The sequence below is a fragment of the Maridesulfovibrio sp. genome (assembly GCF_965230075.1).
Lineage (GTDB): Bacteria > Desulfobacterota > Desulfovibrionia > Desulfovibrionales > Desulfovibrionaceae > Maridesulfovibrio.
Map to the genome: position 1 here is coordinate 235,988 of NZ_OZ245945.1, position 18,652 is coordinate 254,639.

Consider the following 18,652-nt stretch of genomic DNA (forward strand, 5'->3'; position numbering starts at 1 on the left):
AATGCTTAAGAATGTGCCCGGACAAAAACAGCTTTCAGAACAGCAGGGTTTTGCTCTGGTGATCACGCTGTGGATTATGGCCATTCTGGGTGTTATGGCGGCTTCGTTTTCTTATGAGGCTGTATGCGAAACAAAGGTGGAAAGCTGGAGCAGTCAGGATCGGCGGGCTTACAATCTGGCGCGCGGCGGGGTCCATCAGGCGGCAGGCATCATCAGGGAACATGCCCGCGACCCGGTGCATAGCATCACAGATAAGTGGTTTTCCGGGGATACCTTGTATAAGGATATCAAGTTCGGTCCGGGATATTACTCCATTGTCCGTCCTGATCCGGGGGCTGTGAAAAAACACAAGGCAGGCAAAGACTCAAAGGAAAGCAAGAAAACTGTTTTATTACAGTATGGCCTGATTGATGAGGAATCTCGGCTGAACATCAATGTTGCCACCATGGCCCAGTTGCAGGGCTTTCCTAACGTCTCCAACGTGCTGGCTTCAAACATTATTATTTTTCGGACCAAGAAGCACGGCAAGAAGGGCAAGGATGTTCCCGCGTCCGTGGCTATGGCCAAGGGGCTGGTCGACGGACCGATTCGCAGTCTGGATGAATTACTGAAAGTAAAGGGAATGACCAGTGATATCCTGTACGGTTCTTCTGGAACAGGCGGTATAGCCCCTTATCTGACCTGTTTTTCGTCGGGCAAGGTTAATATTAATACCGCCGGGAAAGAAGTGTTGCATGCCGTGGGATTTACCACCGGGCAGGTGCAGAGTCTGCTGGCCTACCGCCTTTCCGGCTGGAAAGGTTTTGCATCGGTGGCTGCGGCGATCAGTACCTTGGCTGCCTCTTCTCAGAGTTCGCATGTGGAACCGTTTTTGACTGTGCAGTCCAAGAATTTCAGCATGACCTGTCTGGCCGGATTTGCTCCGGGAAGGCATGTAGAACGGATCACAGCCAGAGTCAGTGTGGATAAGGATCAATTGCGTTTCACCCGCTGGGAGTCAGAATCCCTGCCACGAATATAAACGGGGTTGTTCTATGAATTTAAAGAAGTTGTGCAAAATGATCCCTCTGCCCTGTCCCTTGGGGAAGAACTCACGGATAGCCTTGGCGTTTGACGTGCAGGGCAATTGCACAGCTTCGCTTGAATACTCTCTCAAGGACAAGCTCTGGCATCCTTTATCACAACTTCCTGAAGCTAATAAGCCCCGTCCCTGTGCCATAGTGCTTCCTTCGGCCATGGTGGCCTTATGCCGTACCCCTAATCCGGTCAAAGAGCAGAAGGATGCAGTGGCAGATCTGGAAACTGAGTCCGTTCAGCGTTTGTTCCGTTCCCCTGAGACCGGAGGCAGGGAAATTCGCTGTTACAACGGTGACAAAGGGTTGAATGCAACTCTCGGCTGGATATCCAATGAGTTTCTTCACAGGTGTCTGGAAACAGCAAGGGATATGGGGTTTCAGGTCACATCTATTGTGCTGCCTGAATTCGACTTGAAGGACTCCGGTCCGACCCTGCTTGTGTCCCGCGAAAATGGGGAAACCCGTCTGTGCTGCATTTACAAAAAAACTCCCGTGATCTGGGAGGTGGTTCCGGATAAGGGACCCTCCTTGGCTAGTGCGCTGGGCGTGGTGCTTGCGCAACTTGAAGCGGATGAAAAGCCAAAGCCGGAAAAGGTGCTGCTTTGGATTCCTCCCGAAGGGGCAGGGGAGCAGGATGGTTTCATAGAGCTGATCGAAAAGGTACTGCCCGGTATCCCGCTGGAGAGTGTCCGGTCTTATGAGGAATTTCTGCCCCTGCTGCGTATGAACCGCATTAAAGGCTCGTTTCATGAAAGTCTGGAAGAGTGGGAGCGTATTCCCCTTGCACCAAAGGATTACCTGCGTCCGGGCTTGGCTATTGTCGGAGCCATTGCTGGCTGCCTCTTGCTTTTCTTTTCCGTGATCCATTTGAACACTCAGGATGCCGAGGTTCTTAAACAGGAAGCGCACAAGATTCTCTTTCTGGCTAAGCGTACGGATCTGGTGACAATGGAGATCCGGGAATATGTGCGCCGCAACAATGATATTCTCAAGTATACGGTGAAGAAGCCTTTTGTTTCACACGTATTCCGTGATCTTGGGAATTCAGTTCCGGCTCAGGTCAAGTTGGACACCATGCGCCTTGATCAATCCGGCAAGATCACCCTGCAGGGGGAGGCAAAAAGTGAAATCAGCCTCATGGCCCTGCTGGAAAATTTGAGCAGTACAGAGATTTTTTCCAATGCCGTGCTTGCTTCCATGAGCAAACTTGATCGCGGGCAAGGATTCCGTTTTGTGGTCGAGCTTGATTTCCCGGCTTGGCAGCGTTTTTTCAAGCCCAAGAAAAAGCAGGGGGAAACGCAATGAACGCTCTGCTTGCCTCTTGGAACAAACTTGATCCGCGTGATCGCCGTGCTTTGGGCATATGCATTGTTTTTTTGCTTTCCGTGGTGCTCTATATGGGCATTCTGGCTCCTCTCGGCAGTATGTATGAAACCACGGTTCAAGAACAGGCCGACTTGCAGCATGAGATCCAGTTCAACACACCCAAGGCTATGGTTTTGCCGGACCGGGAAGCCAAGTTGCGTCAGGTTAAGGGGGAGTATGAATCCCTTAAACGGCAGTTGGACCTTGTAGACCGCAGGGATTGGAGCGCTTCGGATATTTATAATGAAATCCGGGATTATGCGTCCATAACCGGAGTGGTCATCAAGGAAATGCGTCCATTGTCGCAAAAAGCGAATGGTTTTCTCAGCAGCCAGCCCATGGATGTGACTTTCAGCGGTTCTTTTACTGCCATTGAGAAGTTCATTTATTATTTGGAGACCTCTCCGCAGGTATTTGTTGTTTCGGAGATCTCACTGACTGGCAAGAGCGGGGCTATGCAGGGTGGTTTGGTGGTCAGCAAGTATTCCATTCCTGCCAAGGTTGATTCCAAGCTTCCGGAACACGCATTCAGTCTTGTGCTCTCAATGCCGCCGTGGATCGGATATGCTCCTTTTGAAATCGCCCGTCACAAAGGCTGGTTGCATTCAAACAGCACGCGTATTGAGTGTTATTTTTCGGAACATGAAAAAACAAATTTTGAAAAATTGTATGCCGGAGAAATCGACGGTACAGCCACCCATGCCCTGGAACTTGTCCAGCTTCTGACCAGAGGCGTGGACCTGCGCATAGTAGCTCCCTTGGCGCAGTTCAAGGCCGGAGACGCTTTGATGGTAGCGGGTAGTTCCCCTGTCAAATCCGTTAAAGACCTGCGTGGGAAGACGGTCTTTGTGCAGACTGGCGGGTCAGCGCACTATTATCTGTATGACATCCTCAAGAAGAACGGCATGTCGCTCTCGGACGTTACGGTGAGCGATATGTCGCGTGATATCGTGGCCCAAAGTTTAAGAGCCGGACTTATTGAAGTGGGGGTAACCTTTGAACCCTATGTCAGCAGGTTGCAGAAATTGCGTATTGCCAGACCTGTGGCAGGTCCGGAAGAGGTGGATAACTGGAGTCTGCAGTTCTTGGTCCTGCGCGAAGATGCCTTGCCAGGTAATGGCAAGGCGGTTGAGACTCTCATAAGCGGCTATGCGCGTGCCGTGCACTGGTGGATGAATAACCCGGACGAGGCCGTGCAGTTCCTGAGTGCCAATAACCCGCAAGGTGTTTCGGAGAAAACCATCAACAGGGTGATGAAGAAGGTTCGCTTCCTGACCCCGGATAAGGCACGGATTTATTTTTGCACCGAGCCGGAAGTGAACAACACCATGGATGAGTATTTCAGGAAATATGAGAATTTTTTTAAGCAGGAGCTTGGATACGAAGTGGTTGTTCCCAAGGCAGATGTCCTTGATTGGCGCTATGCCCGCAAAGTGTACAATTGCACTGGGCATGTAAACTCTACGCAAGGGGCAGGGGGCTAAGCCATGGTCATGGAAAAATATTTACATAAGACTGCGGCGGACGCTTTTACCCGATTGGCACTAATTGTCGCGGCCCTGACCCTGCTTGGTGCGTTGGTCATTTTTTCCCTGCCCGAGCCGCATCCCAGAGCTGTGAATTACGTGGATGCCACTCGTGATCTTCCGCCTCCTGATCCGCTAAGCTATCCCTATTATTCCTTTTTCACCACTAAGCGGCACCATATTTTTCAATACGGTCAGCTGAATCTGGTGCAGCGCTCTTACAAGCGTATGGCACCGACTTTGCCTCCCGGACCGGATGTCTCCGGCCTCTCGCTTATGGCAACCATGCCGGGAGCAGGCAAATCCTATGCTATAATCAGTGGAATTAATGGCGGGGCAAGCACTCTGGTCTCTCTCGGGCAGAAGGTCAGGGAGAGCATACTTGTGGAGATAGCTTCCAATCATGTGACCTTGGCCCGAAATGATCAGAATGTCACACTGCCCATGACTACCGTCTGGGATGAGCAGGCAGACAGCCTGCTGAACGAGGCCGGAATTACTAAGCGAGCCGGGGTCTCCTATACTCTGGCAGTTCCTGCGGATGCTGAAGGTAAAGGCGGCACAGTAACGATCAAGGGCTTGGGTGTGAACCTTATTCCGTTAACTGAAATAGAGCGCAAAGACATGGGAGTCCCTTCAGGGCGTGGACTGAAAGTGGCCCGCGTGGTGCGCAAGGATAGCGGACTGCTGCAGGGAGACTTGCTTTTGGCTGTGTCCGGCAGGCCTGTCGGTTCAATAGCGCAGGTCAGTGAGAGATTGAAAAGTAAAACCGGCAGGGACGTGTTTCTGACAATTATTCGCAAAGGAAAACCCATGAATGTGAACATTACGGTTCCCTGATTCTCAGGAAAACGGACTGGCCCGCATTCAGGCAAATATAAGACGAGAGAGTTCATGATGAGACTTGCCCACAACATACGATGGTTTGTCATTCTGATAATGCTCTGCATCATTCCGATAAAAGGGGTGTCGGGAGAAGCTGCCCATGCAGCGCCAAAAGGAAAAAATCTGATCGAGATAAATTTCCGGCAGACGGATATTATGGCCGTGCTGGAATTTTACTCGCATCTAATGGGCAAGACGTTTATTCCCAATCCTGAACTCAAGGGGCCGGTGACGGTTATTTCCCCGAAGCCGGTGAGTAAGTTTGAAGCCTTGCGTTTGCTGTATTCAGTGCTGGACATGAGAGGCTACACCCTTGTCCAGCAGAGCGGGTACTATAAAATTGTCTCCAAAAGCATGGCTGTTCATGAAGGACTCAACGTCGATACCATCACTGTGGGCGGTGACCAGATGGTTACGGAAGTCATCACGCTTAAGTATCTGAAAGCGGCTGACGTGATAGCTGACTTCAGGCAGATTCTCTCTCCTGAGGGGTCAATATTTTCTGGTAAATCAAATAATTATATCGTGTTTACGGATACTGCCGCTAATGTGAACAAGATCAAGGAGTTGATCGGTCATATTGATCACCCCGGTTCTCTGCCATCTTCCAAGACTTACTCACTGCAATACATTGAGGCCAAGACTGTGGCCCCGATGCTGACCAAGCTCTATACCGAGAAGGTGGGCAAGGTTGACCAGCATACAGTCCAGATTCTTGCCATGGAGGAGACTAATTCCCTGATCGTGCTGGCCCCGGAAAGTGTTCATGCGGACATCGACAAAATAATAGGCAAGCTTGATGTTCGTACCATGCAGGTTTCCATTAAGGCTTACCTAGTGGAAGTTACCCTGACCGATGAAACCAAGCTCGGTTTTGAGTGGATGTTTTCAACTAATATTGACGGCACAGACGTCAAAGGGGCCATGGATTTCGGACACATCTTCGATCCTACCGGAATAGCTAATACGGCGCAGGAGGCCTTGAAGTTTTCCATCATCAACTCGGATAATTTCAAAATGATGATGAACTATTTTGCCTCGGATGATAGCGCCAGAGTAGTCTCCGCGCCGCATATCGTAGCTTTGGACAACCAGAAGGCAAGTATTGCCGTTGGTACGGAAATCCCTATTCTAAAGTTGACCCAGACCTCGGTGACTTCGCAGCAGAATGTAATCAAAACTTATGACCATCGTAAGTTCGGCATGCAGCTCCAGATTACACCCACCATCGCGGAAAACCGGGACGTGACCCTTAAGATTGAACAGACTCTTTCCAGCCTGCTCGCAGATGAGACCGACCCGGATAAGTGGCAGTCCACGGACCGTGCGGCCTCAACTACCGTGCTGGTCAAGGATGCCCAGACTTTGGTCATCGGCGGTCTTATGACCGTTAACGGCGACTTGAATAAGAAGGGCGCTCCTTACTTACGGGATATGCCCGTACTAGGACCCTTGTTCGGCACTCAGGACGACAAGATGACCAAGTCGGAACTGTTGTTGTTCCTGACTCCATATGTAATCGCCACCCCGGACGAGGCTGATGAAATGAGCGGTCTGCGTAAGGCCCAGAGCCCCATGGCTGTGGATGAATTCGGTTTGATTTTCGACCTCTAGCCCCGGAAAGAGCTATGCAGGAAAACGAAGTAAAACTTGTTCCGGCAACATCTCACGACCTATCCTCTCCGGACAGGGCCAGAGGCTGGTGGCAGCGTCTAAGACAGGCCGGGGAGTCTGAGCAGGATGCGCTCAAGAGTACTGCTGAGTTACTCGGTCTGGAATGGATGGAGCTGGATAAGACCTACCTTGCCGAGCCGGGAGTGGTGCAGCTTGTGCCGGAGAGTTTTGCAAAGAACCATTTGCTGCTGCCCTTGGCAAAGGAGCAGGACGGGGTGCTTCGTGTGGCTGTAGCCACCCCTTTTCTGGGAACATCCGTATCCGAGATGGAACAGGCTTTGGAGATGACCGTACATATGGTCCTCGCTCCGGCGGATAATCTTGTGGACGCTTTGGAGCGGGCTTATTCCGGCGAAGGCATGGAAGGAGTCTTTACCAGTCTGGATGAAGACCTTGATTCTCTGGATGACGTAGAGGACCTGCGTGATATGGCGCAGGCCGCACCGGTCATCCGTCTGGTAAACAATACCTTCCGCGATGCTATTGCTCAGGGAGCTTCGGATATTCATATATCGCCCTATGAAGACGGTCTGGAGATCCGTTTCCGGGTGGATGGCATTCTGCATGTGGTCAACACCGTACCCAGAAAGTATCAGGCGGCTATCATTTCGCGGATCAAGATCATGTCCAATCTGGACATTGCCGAGCGCAGGATTCCGCAGGATGGACGTATCCGTTTGAAGATGGAGCAGTCCGATTATGATATCCGTGTGGCCTCCACGCCGACCGTGTTCGGGGAAGGGGTGGTTATGCGTATTCTGGATAAATCTTCAATCAAGGTCGATATTTCAGATGTAGGCTTTGAGCCGGATATGCTCGAAACATGGAAAAGCCTTGTTCACCGTCCCCATGGAGCTATCTTGGTTACCGGACCGACCGGGTCCGGTAAGACTACCACGCTCTACGCTTCGCTGAATTACATCAAGTCGCCGGAACTTAAGATTATTACCACTGAAGATCCGGTTGAATACCAACTGCGCGGTATAGATCAGATTCAGGTTAATCCCAAGGTCGGACTGACCTTTGCCGCGGCCCTTAGAAGTATTTTGCGTCAGGACCCTGATGTAATCATGGTCGGGGAAATCCGCGACTTCGAAACTGCAGAAATTGCCATTCAGTCTTCCCTGACCGGACACCTTGTGCTTTCCACCCTGCATACCAATGATGCTCCCACGGCGATCACTCGTCTGGTGGAGATGGGCATTGCTCCTTACCTTGCCGCGCCCACTCTTGCCGGAGCTATGGCTCAGCGGCTTTTGCGCAGGCTGTGCAGCAATTGCAAGAAACAGGGGCCGGACGGTAAGTGGCAGGCTGTGGGCTGTGAGGTTTGTGACGGTTCCGGTTATAAGGGCAGGCTCGGGATATTCGAATTGCTGATTAATACTTCGGCAATCCAGACGCTTATCCAGAACGGAGCCAGTGCCGCAGATATTGGAGCGCAGGCGCAGAAGGAAGGTATGCGCACTCTGCTTCAGGATGGACTTGCTAAGGCTGCCAAGGGGCTGACCACGGAAGAGGAAGTGTATCGAATGGCTCAGGATAACTAAGAGTTGGAGCACCTATGGCAAAGTTTACTTATATGGCTCTCAAAGACGGCCAGCAGCTTTCCGGCGAGATGGAAGCTGTCGATGCCGCTGCTGTGCAACGTGAACTTTCCGGGCAGGGAATCAGGGTGTTGCGGGTGGAGGGCAAGGATAATCGCCCGGGTGAATCAGAGAAGGGAAAAGCAAAGAGCCAACCTCTTTTCGGTAAACGTATCAGCTATAAGCAGGTAACGGCTTTTACCCGCCAGTTTGCCACATTGCTGGGTTCCAGCCTTCCCCTTGTGCGGGCGCTTTCGTTTCTTCATGACCAGAACGCAGGTACTTTGCTCGGAGAGGTCATCGGTACCATCAATTCCCGTGTGCGTGAGGGCATGCCCTTGTCGCGGGCTTTATCTGAATATCCCAAATATTTCGACATACTCTATGTCTCGCTGGTGGCGGCAGGGGAGACCGGTGGCATGCTGGATAAGGCTATGGACCGATTGGCCTTCATGCGCGAGGCTCAGGAAGACCTGCGTTCCAAGGTTTCCGGTGCCATGATCTACCCAGCGATTATGTTCATTGCCATGGTTGGGGCTATCATTACCATGATGCTGCTTGTGGTTCCGAGGTTTGCTCAGATGTTTTCCAGCATGGGCCAAAAGTTGCCCATTGCCACCCGTTTGCTCATTGATATTTCAGATACTTTGCAGCAGACATGGTGGCTTTTGCCTTTGTTTTTGCTCATCGCCATTCCATCTTGGAAAAAGATCGGTTCCACTCCCGGCGGACGGATGAGCATCGATAGCGCCAAATTACAAATTCCAGCTTTGGGGCCCATTGTTATTCAGGTCAGCATGGCCCGCTGGTGCCGTACTCTGGGAACATTGATCGGTTCCGGTGTTCCTCTCCTGACTGCCTTGCAATCCAGTGCTGGGGTTACCGGAAATGTGGCTGTCTCAAAAGTTGTGGAGAAGGCCACCGCCGAGGTCCGTGAGGGCAGTAAGCTGGCAACTCCGCTCAAGGAGAGCGGCATTATCCCGCCTTATGTTACCGAAATGATCTCCATGGGCGAGGAATCCGGTTCTTTGGATACCATGCTCGGCAAAATTGCTGAACATTATGAACGGGAAGTGGATCAACTGGTTAAAAACCTCACTTCGCTTCTTGAACCGATCATGATTCTGGTCATGGGCGCGGTGGTCGGGTTCATCGTCATGGCAATATTACTTCCGGTCTTTCAGATGCAGCTTATGGCCGGGTAGCGTTTACATAAAGTTTTCAGGCTGGTATCTTTAAAGATAATATTTTTGTTCTTGGCTTCAGTCTGTATGGAGGTATCTCATGTTGAAGCGAATTTTGTTGATTCTGGCACTTGCTGCTCTGATTTCCGGTTGTGTTAATAAGCAGATGCTCAAGGAGCAGATTGCCGAGGCTATACGCGAAAATCCCCAGATTGTTCTTGATGCCCTGAGTGAGCGGAAAATGGATATGCTGGTCCTTCTTGAGCAAGGCATAAGTGAGCGTGAAAAATTAAAGCGGGAAGCCAAGCTTGAAGCGGAAATAAAAAATCCCCTTAAGCCCCGAATTCAGGCCGAAAGAATTCTGCTCGGCAATCCGGATGCTCCGGTAACTATCGTGGAATACTCTGATTTTTTGTGCCCTTATTGCAGCAAGGGCGCAAACGTGGTCAGCTCTTTGGTCCAAGAGCAGCCTGAGAAATACAGGCTCATTTTTAAGCACCTGCCTATGAACGAAAATTCGCGGCAACTGGCTTTGTTTTTTGAATCCTTAGCTATCCTTGATAAGACAAAAGCTTATCATTTTCATAATCTGGTCTTTAAGCGCCAGAAAGAGCTTTACGAAGATAAATCCGGTGACGTGCTGAGTGTTATTCTTGATGAAATTGGCGTGGATTATGAGCAGCTTCAGAAAATCAGCAATTCTGTACAGGTGCAGGAAGTTCTGCTGGCTGATGAGAAAGAAGCTGGCGAATTTAAGATAAATGCAACCCCGACATTTCTCATTAATGGCGTTGTTGTACGGGGATACCTTCCTGCAGACAGGTTCGAAAAGATGGTTGACCTTATTCTTGAAAAAATAGAGCCGGAAGCAGCAGGTGTAACCCAAGAAGGGGAAGTCTGCGAAGATTGTCTGAACCAGATGTGATTGCTGTCAGGTAGATTAATGCCCATCCAAGGGGTTGATTTTGCTTAGTATGGTGCTCAGGCATACGGTCAGGGCTATGAGTAGGGTGCCGTAGGCCATGGCCAGCCCGATATCATATTCGAAAATGGCATTGACCATGGCAATGGATATGGGCTTGTTGGATGCGGTGTAGAGAAATGCCGAGATGGTGTACTCGCCGATGCAGCGTACGAATACATAGAGAAATCCGGCCAGAAGTCCCGGATAGATTATGGGCAGGGCAACTTTTCTAAATGTCCTCAATCCTGATGCCCCAAGGCTTCTGGATGCTTCAAGCAATGTTGAGTTCAACCCCTGAAAGGAAATGTGGGTAATCCTGACCACAATGGGCAGGGATTTGATGAAATAGCCTAACGGCAGCAGAATATAAGTTCCCACCAACACTGTATTGAGGGAGAATATTGTGGGCTTGCTATTGGCGATGATTATGTTGATGGCTATGGCACTGGCGGGCATTGCCCATGGGAGTATGACCAAAAACTCGATCAGTCCTTTAACTTTCAGCTTTGTCTTTTCAATTATCCAGGAGGACGGGACTGCCACCAGCAGGCAGATGAATGCCGCCAGCAGTGACATTTCAATGCTGTTTTTAAACGGCCTGAATTTGCGTGCCCTTGAAAGTACGGTTGTAAAATTATCCAGTGAAAACTCCTGCGGATAGACACTCACCATCCACGAAGCTGAATCGACAAAGGATAGGACTATGATCGTGATGAACGGCAGCAGGATCATCAGTACCAGTATAGCTTTAAGAGCTGTGGCCAGCCTGCGCATACATGTGCTTTTTATCCTGAGCGGTTGAAAGGGAACTCCTTTAACCGAACCGGAGAAGAGTTTACGTTTTTCATACCAGCGCAATAGGGCGAAAAAGATCATCGATACGCTGGTCAGGATTACAACCTGAACCGCAGCCGTTTCCATGAAATTATTGGCCTTTGAAAGCAGAATCTGGGTGGTCAGGACCTTGTAGCCGTCACCGATGATGCTTGGGGCGGTGAAAGAACCCATTCCGGTCATAAAGGTAACTGCCGCAGAAGTGATTATTGCCGGAGTCAGGTAGGGCAGGATTATTGAAACGAAAATTTTGGACCGTGATGCACCTAATATCCGGGCGCTTTCAATGACCGATAGGTCTATCTGCCGGATAGCCAGAGAGACCGTAAGGTAGAAATATACGTACTGGGTGTAGATATGGACAAATAGGATTCCCGGTAATCCGGAAAAGCTGTATGGCGCTTCATCAAGCCCGAAAAGCAGTTCGATGCTTTTAGTGACCAGTCCGCTTTCGCCGTAGAGTTGAACAAAAGCAAAAACAATGATGATCCCGGGCATCATGACCGGAAGCAGCAGGAGCTTGTCGAGCAGGTTGCGGTAAGGACACTCAAAGTAATGGACCAGAAAAGCTAGCCCGGTTCCCACAATTCCGCAGAGCAATACGGTCAGACCGCCCAACACAAGAGTGTTGCTTAAAACCAGCAGGCTGATGGGGGAAGTGAAAAAAATGGTGTAATGTTCAACTCCGAATCCACCTTCCACAGCAAGGCTTTTCAGCATTGTGGTCAGGGCGGGATACAGAACATATCCCAGCAGAACAAAGAGGAGGGCCAGCACCCCGATGCCTGGAACGATTCTTCTTCTCACTTCTTTCATGGCAACAGCAAACCTGCCCGGCTTAATCTTCAAGGAGCCTGAGGCCGTTTTCGGGAAGTGTTACCCAGACATTGTCTCCGGGCTGCAGTTCCCCTTTCATCTCGAATGTATTCAATTCAGCAACGCGTAAGACCGTGCTTCCCACTTCAATGATCGAATCTATCCAGACCCCGTTAAGTTGTTTCTCCAGCAGTCGGCCTTGAAAAGAGTTTGGTTCATGAATCGGTTTTGCTGAAATTCTGATATTCTGGGGACGTATGGACAGCCAGTTTCCGGGACCGGATGTTGAGGGTATATTGAGCTTTATCCCACTCTCAAGCCGGATCGTGTTCCCGGAGCGAGTCACCCGGAATAGGTTGGTGTCCCCTACAAATCCGGCAACAAAGACATTGCCGGGGGTATCGTAAATTTCCTTTGGAGTTCCGACCTGTACCACCCGTCCTTTGTCGAATACTGCAATTCGGTCCGAAAGGGTCAGGGCTTCGGTCTGGTCATGGGTTACAAATATGGTGGTAATGCCCAGTCGTTTTTGCAGGGACTTGATTTCAGAGCGCATTTTATCGCGCAGGCGGGCATCCAGATTGGAAAGAGGCTCGTCCAGAAGCAGTACCTCCGGCTCCACAGCCAGTGAACGGGCCAATGCTACGCGCTGCTGTTCCCCTCCGGAAAGCTCCGTGACCTTGCGCCCGCCAAATCCGCTCAGGCCGACCATGTCCATGTAAAGTTCTACAATTTTCTGCCGTTCACGGGCGCTCTTTTTCTGGATGGTCAAACCGTATTCGATGTTTTGACCTACGGTGAGGTAGGGGAAAAGACTGTAGTTCTGAAAAACCATCCCGACTTTACGCTTTTCCGGGGGGAGTTTGGTGACTTCATTGCCATCAATGAAAACTGCGCCGGACTGCGGGGTAATGAACCCCGCGATCAGGCGCAGCAATGTTGTTTTTCCGCATCCGGAAGGACCGAGAAAGGTGAAGAACTCACCTTTATTAATGGAGAGGTCTATTTGTGAACAGACCTTAATGCCGTCAAAGGATTTTTCCACTCCCTCAAGGACAACAGCCCCCATAGCAGTCTCCTTATTTTTTATCCTTACCGGAGTCCTTGATTTCCATATCCCACTTCTGCATCCATGCGGATTGCTTGGAGGCGAGAGCGCCCCAATCCACATCCATGACTCGGAATTTGATTTCACCCATCCATTTCGGGGCTTTGGCAATGGCTTCAGGAAGAGTGGGCATGCGATTGAATTTGTTGGCAAGCATGGCCTGTGCTTCTGCTCCACCAGCGAATTCAACAAATTCTTTTGCCGCATTGGGATGCTTTGCGCCTTTGATCACTGCGATACCGTCGGTGATGACCGGGGAGCCGCTTTCGGCATCAATAATTTCAAGGTCCATCTTGTTCTTGATTTTATTGTCGATCACGGAGTTGAGCACGGCAAAGCTCAAAGGAGCTTCTTTGCGGCCCACGGCCTGAAATTGCAGAGAGCCGCTGCCGTAGTAGCGTTTTACATTAGCATCCATGTCTTTCAGGAATTCCCAGCCCTGCTTGAGTTCTCCTTTTTTGTCGAACTGTTGCAGCAGTGCGGAGTAGGTTGCGCGGGCTGAAGAGGAAAGAGCGTTTCTGGATACGATTTTATTTTTATACTTGGAGTCGGCCAAATCCCACCAGTCCTTGGGGGCATCGGCTTTGCTTATCATTTTGCTATTGTAGAACATCAGTACCGGAGTCTGAATGGTTCCGTACCAGTAGCCGTCTTTATCCTTGAAAAGGGGATTGATCTTTGCGGCCCAGGCCGGGGTGAACGGGGCAAAGAGGTCTTCTTTTTTGAGTTCCTGATAAACAGAGGAAGGAGCGCCGTACATGACATCGGACTGCGGATTGGCCTTTTCAGCGCGAACTCTGTCGGCCAGTTCGCCTTTGAGGTTGATGAACTCAACTGCGACTCCGGTCTTCTCTTCAAAAGCATCGGCCACAAGCTCCAGCATTGATTCGCCGTGAGTGGAGTAGACCACTACCTTGTCTTCAAGCTTTGCATCCGCGGCCATTGCTGCTGCCGGAATTACCAAAATTACAAGCAGAGCCAGTACAGCCCATTTGATATGAGTGCTGATGTTCATTTTTTGCCCTCCCTCAGGCAGTTATGTGTTGGAAATACATTTAATATTTACACAGCGATCACAAATTAATGGCGACTGCTGCGATATCGTCGTGGGTTTTGAAGCGGGGGTAGGTGCGGCAGCCGAGGTCTGTAGCCTCGATGCTGCGGATATGGTCGCGGAGACCTTTTAGCCCGGACTGGCGGAAGAGGTCGACATGATCGTTGTAGTCGCGCTCTTCCCAAGGCTTCTCATTGGGCATGAGCAGCCCGTCGGTGAACAACAAAACGTTGCGAACGCCTGTCAGGTCATGGTTTCCGGTCTGGAGGAAGTTGATTGCTTCCGGTTCGCCATTGAAAACTCCGTAGTCCAGATTCATGCGGCAGCGGACTTTAGCAATCTGTTCATGCAGGGCCTCCCCGATGGGAGCTTCTGTTTCCGAGCCTACTTCCTTCCATATGGTCAGGGTTTCAAGGTCCTGATCCGGGCACTGGCAGAGAAATTCAAATTCGCCGCTTTCATAAATACAGACAATTCGGCAATCACCTATCTGGGCCCATTCCAGCATGTTATCCTTAATGCGGACAACGGCCGCGCTGGTGCTCCAGAGGGCTTTTTTGCTGGACAGGTTGACGTTGCGTTGGGCCATTTCCTGCCGGATGACCCGGTTGGCCCGTTTTGCCAGCTCTTTCATGGTGCCGTGGTTTTTCCGGAATTCTTCACCTGCAAGGTTGGAAGCCAGAAAACCGCCTGTATGCCCATTTTCGTATGTCTCTGAAGTCAGGCTGGTGGCTCCGTCAAATACACCGAAAAGATTGTCCTCCATAATAAGGCAATCTTCGTTGATGATCCCGGTACCGTGTTCTATTATCGATTCTACCTGCATTCCTTCCCATAACAGGAATATAAAAATCACATCAAATAGCTAAGTTCTATTGTTTAGCGGAGTACCTATCAGGGTGTTCGATAAGAGTGTGAGGCAGTAATCAATGCCGAGAGAGGATATTGACCGGATCGGGAATCCTGCCTATGCCTTGGATATGAGAATCCTTCATCTTTTGAGCCAGATTCCGGATGCCACAGGCAGCGGTAAATATGTGCAGGAAATGATCCAGCAAAGTTTGAATAGAGGCTATGAACCCTTTCTTGTGACCGGTGTGCCCAAGGGATTCAAGCTTGAAGATACGCCGCTTGCCGGAGTAATCGATCCGGGCCATTGCCTGTTCGTGCGTTTTGAAGACCGGGATCTGGATTTTAAGGTAGTCGGTATGAGTGATGTCATGCCCTATCCCAGCAAGGTCTGCTCAGAACTCACTGCCGGAGAAGTCGTTGCCTACCGGAAGGTGTTTGAACGGGTGGTGGCTAAAGCTGTAAAGTTATTTGCGCCGGACCTGATCCACTCGAACCATTTATGGATGGCTACAGCCGCAGCCAGACGGGTCGCGCCGGACATCCCTTTGGTCACAACCTGTCACGGCACATGTTTGCGCCAGCATCACCTCTGTCCGGACTTGGGACGCTCATTACTGGCTGATCTGGCGGGCATTGACCGGATTATCGCTCTTTTCGGGCAGCAGAAGCAGCAGATTCTGGAGCTGTTGAACCTGCCTGAAGAGCGGGTGGAAACCATCAGCGGCGGATTCAACCAGCAGTGCTTTTATGCCTGTTCTGATGAATCGGATCAGGAAACAGTACGAATCCTCTACGCCGGCAAGCTCAACCGGGCCAAAGGCGTCCCTTGGTTGTTAAAGTGTTTGGCTAAACTCGATGACCTGCCGTTTCATCTGCATCTTGTTGGCGGGGGCAGTGGGCCGGAAAAACAGCAATGTCTTGAGCTTGCCGCTCAGCTCGGTAAGCGGGTTACTGTGCATGGCGTTCTTTCGCATCAGCAGCTTGGAGATTTAATGCGCTGCGCCCATATTTTTGTTCTACCCTCGTTCTTCGAGGGCCTTCCGCTGGTATTGCTGGAAGCCTTGGCCTGTGGCTGCCGCATCGTGACCACGGATTTGCCCGGAGTTAAGGAATTGTTTTCCGGGCAAACCCAGCAGCTGGTTAGGATGGTTTACCTTCCTCCATTACAGACGATAGATTCCCCCCGCCCTGAAGATGAACTTTTATTGGAAAGGGAGCTTCAAGAAGCGCTCGCGGCCAGCATCAGCGAGGTGCAGGAAAATGTAGAACCTGATTTTACCGCCATCTCAGAACTGACAGCCCCATATACATGGGCCAATATTTTTCAGCGCATTGCTCTAGTGTATGAGCAGGCCATTTCGCGATAGCTATTCCACAGAATCCGGGGAACCGGCCAGAAACATCCCGCCAAGCACAAGGGCGGCACCGCCGTATTGAACCGGAGTGAGTGTTTCTCCAAGAATCAGGAAAGCAAGGGCGAGGGTTGCCACCGGGATAAGGTTGGAGAAAAGGATCACGTGGGCGGCCTTGATTTGGGTCAGGGCGTAGTTGATTACGAAGTAGACCAGAAAGGTGATTCCCAGCCCCAGATATACCAGCGCGCCCAAGGCCTGCCAGTTCAGATTTTCCGGCATGGGGGACATGAGTGCCCCGGGCAGGAATAGAATGGTGGCCCCGAAGACCTGAATGGCCGAGAGGTACATGAAATGGTAGCGGGCCGCGAGGTGCTTCACAGTCAGGGCGTAACAGGTGGCTGAAAGCACAGCGCAGAAGATAAAGAAGTTGCCTAGTAGCGGGTTACTGCCATGTTCGTTTGCTTCCCCGAAAGCAGAAACAATACCCACCCCCACAACCGCGAACAGAATCCCGGCCATGCAGCGGCGGCTTATTTTTTCCCTGTAAACAAGATAGGCTCCTATAGCCACGGTCATGGGTACGCAGGCCACGATCATTCCGCCTTGTGAAGCGGAGGTGTATTGCAGCCCCAAGGTTTCGAAGATGAAGAGCAGGAAGGGTTCACACAGGGCGAGGAGCAGGAGCATTTTCCAGTCACCTTTTTGGTAAGTGGGTTTGGGAATGCGTGACCAGAGGATGAGATAGAGCAGGGATGCGAAGAATACGCGGCCCAGTAGAATCTGTTCGAGGGTGAAGAATTCCTGCGCCATTTTGAGGACGATGAATCCACCGCCCCAGATGATATGGACTACGGCAAGGGCCACGAGAAGAAGGGATTTAGACATGAAAAACTCTCCTGAGAACCCTTGCGGGCCTTCAGTAATTAAAAAATTATATTGAATGGATGAGGGCGGACTGCGAGGACTCAGTCCGCCCCTCTAAGGAGGTGTGGTTAGAAAATCCACTGCCAGTATGTGGAAGCGACGATCCAGACCGCTACGGCTCCGCAAAGCATCCTGATTGCCATGATCAGCATCAGGTAACGCATGCGTACGTATCCGGTGGCGAACATGATCAGCGCCGCAGCCAGTTCGTAGGGGAAAAGGAACTGGTCCAGTCCATAGAAGAAGCTGTAGAGCAGCGGTTTGATGTCCATGCCAAGGGTGGTGGCGATTTTAGCCAGCGGAATACTCAGCGAGGTTGCCGCTGCAACCGGGGTCAGGGCGAAGTTGGCGAGAATACCGGTGCAGTAGGCCAGCAGGGAGGAACCGGCCAAACTTTGGACGCTCTCAAGGTAAGGTACTATCTTCCCGGCCATCCATGCAGGGATGCCGAGGCTTCCGGCTACAATACCGATAGCCATGCAGCCGACAATGAAGAAGAGGATTGAGAATTGGACCTGTCCAACATCTTCTTTCTTGAGCAGGTTGAAAAGCGGGGTAAAGCCCAGCAGGACCACGGCGCAGAATGCATAGTAGCCGGGGATGCCGTGCAGTGTTTCGGTGGCAAATGCGGCAAGGGCCAGTGTGGTCAGGGCTAGGGTTTTCTTTTCATCACGGGTGATGGAACCCATGGCGGTGAGATTCTCACTGGCATGCTCAAGGCACTGGTCCATGTATTTACCCAGTTCTTTGGAACCGAAGAAGTGCAGGATACCCACACAGGCAACGCCTACCAGCAGGGCAAAGGCAATGTTCTCGATAAAGAAGCTAAGCCATTGAATGGGTACGCCCATATCCTTGACCATGAGCAGGCCGACAATGCCGACGTTGTTGGGCAGGTAGTTGGTGGCCGGGACTGTGGCACCGAAGAATGCAGCCATAATCAGGGTGGTGGCTGCCTTGGAGCCTTTATCCAGCTTCATGGCCGAGCACATGCCGGAAGCAATAGCCATGAACAGGATGGTTACGGTGATGACGTCCGGGATGATGGCTCCCACGGCGTAACCGGCAACAATCATGGCAATGTAAAGACGCAGGGGGGTGCGTCCGATGCGGGTGATGGCCAACAGGGCGATACGGTTGGAAAGACGGGTCTTTTCCATGAGTACACCGATAAGCATACCGCACATGCATACCCATGGGATCGGAGTGGTCCAGCCCACGAAGGCAAGGTCCGGGGTGGCAATCCCGGTGACAATATAAGCCATGAGCAGCAATACTGCAGTGGCGAACAGGGGCATGATTTCAAAGGCGAAACCGGCGATGGCGAAGATCGTCTCAAACCAGTAGAGGGCGATCTTGGGGTTGCCCGGATCGTGCATGATGAAAGCCCCGGTGGCACCGATTGCAGCGGCCATGGCCCATTTTTTTATTGTTTGCATTGCATTGGTCATG

General features: G+C 51.1%; 15 protein-coding genes. 9 read left to right on the forward strand and 6 right to left on the reverse strand.

Translation table 11 applies throughout. The annotated features are described in order from the left end of the window. Position 1: 1 nt before the first annotated feature. The 8 genes from ACO05Z_RS01060 to ACO05Z_RS01095 all read left to right on the forward strand — a co-directional run bounded on the left by ACO05Z_RS01060 (position 2) and on the right by ACO05Z_RS01095 (position 10,218). Positions 2-1,021 carry a general secretion pathway protein GspK gene (locus ACO05Z_RS01060; RefSeq protein WP_421899516.1) on the forward strand — a complete coding sequence of 340 codons (1,020 nt, stop codon included), beginning with the start codon at positions 2-4 and terminating at the stop codon, positions 1,019-1,021. A 13-nt stretch (positions 1,022-1,034) separates the two neighbouring features. Further along, a complete protein-coding gene (locus ACO05Z_RS01065) occupies positions 1,035-2,381 on the forward strand; it encodes a PilN domain-containing protein (protein WP_421899519.1) in 1,347 nt (448 codons plus the stop codon). Next, a complete protein-coding gene (gene gspM, locus ACO05Z_RS01070) occupies positions 2,378-3,925 on the forward strand; it encodes a type II secretion system protein GspM (RefSeq protein WP_421899521.1) in 1,548 nt (515 codons plus the stop codon). Before ACO05Z_RS01065 ends, gspM begins: the two co-directional genes overlap by 4 nt. Before the next feature lie 3 nt (positions 3,926-3,928). After that, the gene (locus tag ACO05Z_RS01075) at positions 3,929-4,807 is read left to right on the forward strand and encodes a PDZ domain-containing protein (RefSeq protein WP_421899523.1); all 879 of its coding nucleotides are present in this window, start codon (positions 3,929-3,931) and stop codon (positions 4,805-4,807) included. Between the two features lie 54 nt (positions 4,808-4,861). Continuing rightward, a complete protein-coding gene (locus tag ACO05Z_RS01080; RefSeq protein ID WP_421899525.1) occupies positions 4,862-6,466 on the forward strand; it encodes a secretin N-terminal domain-containing protein in 1,605 nt (534 codons plus the stop codon). Between the two features lie 14 nt (positions 6,467-6,480). After that, positions 6,481-8,073 carry a GspE/PulE family protein gene (locus ACO05Z_RS01085; protein ID WP_421899528.1) on the forward strand — a complete coding sequence of 531 codons (1,593 nt, stop codon included), beginning with the start codon at positions 6,481-6,483 and terminating at the stop codon, positions 8,071-8,073. 14 nt (positions 8,074-8,087) lie between these two features. Beyond that, positions 8,088-9,314 (forward strand): type II secretion system F family protein, encoded by a 1,227-nt coding sequence (locus ACO05Z_RS01090; protein WP_421899530.1) that lies wholly within the window; start codon positions 8,088-8,090, stop codon positions 9,312-9,314. Positions 9,315-9,393: 79 nt separating this feature from the next. Further along, positions 9,394-10,218, forward strand: a complete 825-nt coding sequence (locus ACO05Z_RS01095) for a thioredoxin domain-containing protein (RefSeq protein ID WP_421899533.1) — start codon at positions 9,394-9,396, stop codon at positions 10,216-10,218. 15 nt (positions 10,219-10,233) lie between these two features. On the opposite strand, the gene ACO05Z_RS01100 is transcribed toward ACO05Z_RS01095, so the two are convergent. From ACO05Z_RS01100 to ACO05Z_RS01115, 4 genes are read right to left on the reverse strand one after another with little or no spacing between them, the layout of a single operon-like run. Beyond that, positions 10,234-11,940, reverse strand: a complete 1,707-nt coding sequence (locus ACO05Z_RS01100) for an ABC transporter permease (RefSeq protein ID WP_421899536.1) — start codon at positions 11,938-11,940, stop codon at positions 10,234-10,236. Further along, on the reverse strand, positions 11,930-12,976 hold the full coding sequence (locus tag ACO05Z_RS01105) for an ABC transporter ATP-binding protein (protein WP_421899539.1): 1,047 nt from the start codon (positions 12,974-12,976) through the stop codon (positions 11,930-11,932). Before ACO05Z_RS01105 ends, ACO05Z_RS01100 begins: the two co-directional genes overlap by 11 nt. A 10-nt stretch (positions 12,977-12,986) precedes the next feature. Further along, a complete protein-coding gene (locus tag ACO05Z_RS01110) occupies positions 12,987-14,030 on the reverse strand; it encodes an extracellular solute-binding protein (protein ID WP_421899542.1) in 1,044 nt (347 codons plus the stop codon). Between the two features lie 58 nt (positions 14,031-14,088). After that, a complete protein-coding gene (locus tag ACO05Z_RS01115) occupies positions 14,089-14,895 on the reverse strand; it encodes a protein phosphatase 2C domain-containing protein (protein ID WP_421899544.1) in 807 nt (268 codons plus the stop codon). Positions 14,896-14,998: 103 nt separating this feature from the next. Between ACO05Z_RS01115 and ACO05Z_RS01120 the strand changes: the two genes are divergently transcribed. Further along, complete coding sequence (locus ACO05Z_RS01120; RefSeq protein ID WP_421899546.1) at positions 14,999-16,288, forward strand: glycosyltransferase family 4 protein; 1,290 nt, start codon at positions 14,999-15,001, stop codon at positions 16,286-16,288. Here the strand turns inward: ACO05Z_RS01120 and ACO05Z_RS01125 are convergent, their stop codons facing one another. Both ACO05Z_RS01125 and ACO05Z_RS01130 read right to left on the reverse strand, forming a co-directional pair. Next, on the reverse strand, positions 16,289-17,161 hold the full coding sequence (locus ACO05Z_RS01125; RefSeq protein WP_421899549.1) for a DMT family transporter: 873 nt from the start codon (positions 17,159-17,161) through the stop codon (positions 16,289-16,291). A gap of 107 nt (positions 17,162-17,268) precedes the next feature. Beyond that, positions 17,269-18,651 (reverse strand): SLC13 family permease, encoded by a 1,383-nt coding sequence (locus ACO05Z_RS01130; RefSeq protein WP_421899552.1) that lies wholly within the window; start codon positions 18,649-18,651, stop codon positions 17,269-17,271. Position 18,652: the final 1 nt, after the last annotated feature.

What these genes read in the sequence shown, in the direction of transcription:
- ACO05Z_RS01060 (WP_421899516.1), top strand. Translation starts at nt 2, where the DNA reads ATGCTTAAGAATGTGCCCGGACAAAAACAGCTTTCAGAACAGCAGGGT.
- ACO05Z_RS01065 (WP_421899519.1), top strand. Translation starts at nt 1,035, where the DNA reads ATGAATTTAAAGAAGTTGTGCAAAATGATCCCTCTGCCCTGTCCCTTG.
- gspM (WP_421899521.1), top strand. Translation starts at nt 2,378, where the DNA reads ATGAACGCTCTGCTTGCCTCTTGGAACAAACTTGATCCGCGTGATCGC.
- ACO05Z_RS01075 (WP_421899523.1), top strand. Translation starts at nt 3,929, where the DNA reads ATGGTCATGGAAAAATATTTACATAAGACTGCGGCGGACGCTTTTACC.
- ACO05Z_RS01080 (WP_421899525.1), top strand. Translation starts at nt 4,862, where the DNA reads ATGATGAGACTTGCCCACAACATACGATGGTTTGTCATTCTGATAATG.
- ACO05Z_RS01085 (WP_421899528.1), top strand. Translation starts at nt 6,481, where the DNA reads ATGCAGGAAAACGAAGTAAAACTTGTTCCGGCAACATCTCACGACCTA.
- ACO05Z_RS01090 (WP_421899530.1), top strand. Translation starts at nt 8,088, where the DNA reads ATGGCAAAGTTTACTTATATGGCTCTCAAAGACGGCCAGCAGCTTTCC.
- ACO05Z_RS01095 (WP_421899533.1), top strand. Translation starts at nt 9,394, where the DNA reads ATGTTGAAGCGAATTTTGTTGATTCTGGCACTTGCTGCTCTGATTTCC.
- ACO05Z_RS01105 (WP_421899539.1), bottom strand. Translation starts at nt 12,976, where the DNA reads ATGGGGGCTGTTGTCCTTGAGGGAGTGGAAAAATCCTTTGACGGCATT.
- ACO05Z_RS01110 (WP_421899542.1), bottom strand. Translation starts at nt 14,030, where the DNA reads ATGAACATCAGCACTCATATCAAATGGGCTGTACTGGCTCTGCTTGTA.
- ACO05Z_RS01115 (WP_421899544.1), bottom strand. Translation starts at nt 14,895, where the DNA reads ATGCAGGTAGAATCGATAATAGAACACGGTACCGGGATCATCAACGAA.
- ACO05Z_RS01120 (WP_421899546.1), top strand. Translation starts at nt 14,999, where the DNA reads ATGCCGAGAGAGGATATTGACCGGATCGGGAATCCTGCCTATGCCTTG.
- ACO05Z_RS01125 (WP_421899549.1), bottom strand. Translation starts at nt 17,161, where the DNA reads ATGTCTAAATCCCTTCTTCTCGTGGCCCTTGCCGTAGTCCATATCATC.
- ACO05Z_RS01130 (WP_421899552.1), bottom strand. Translation starts at nt 18,651, where the DNA reads ATGACCAATGCAATGCAAACAATAAAAAAATGGGCCATGGCCGCTGCA.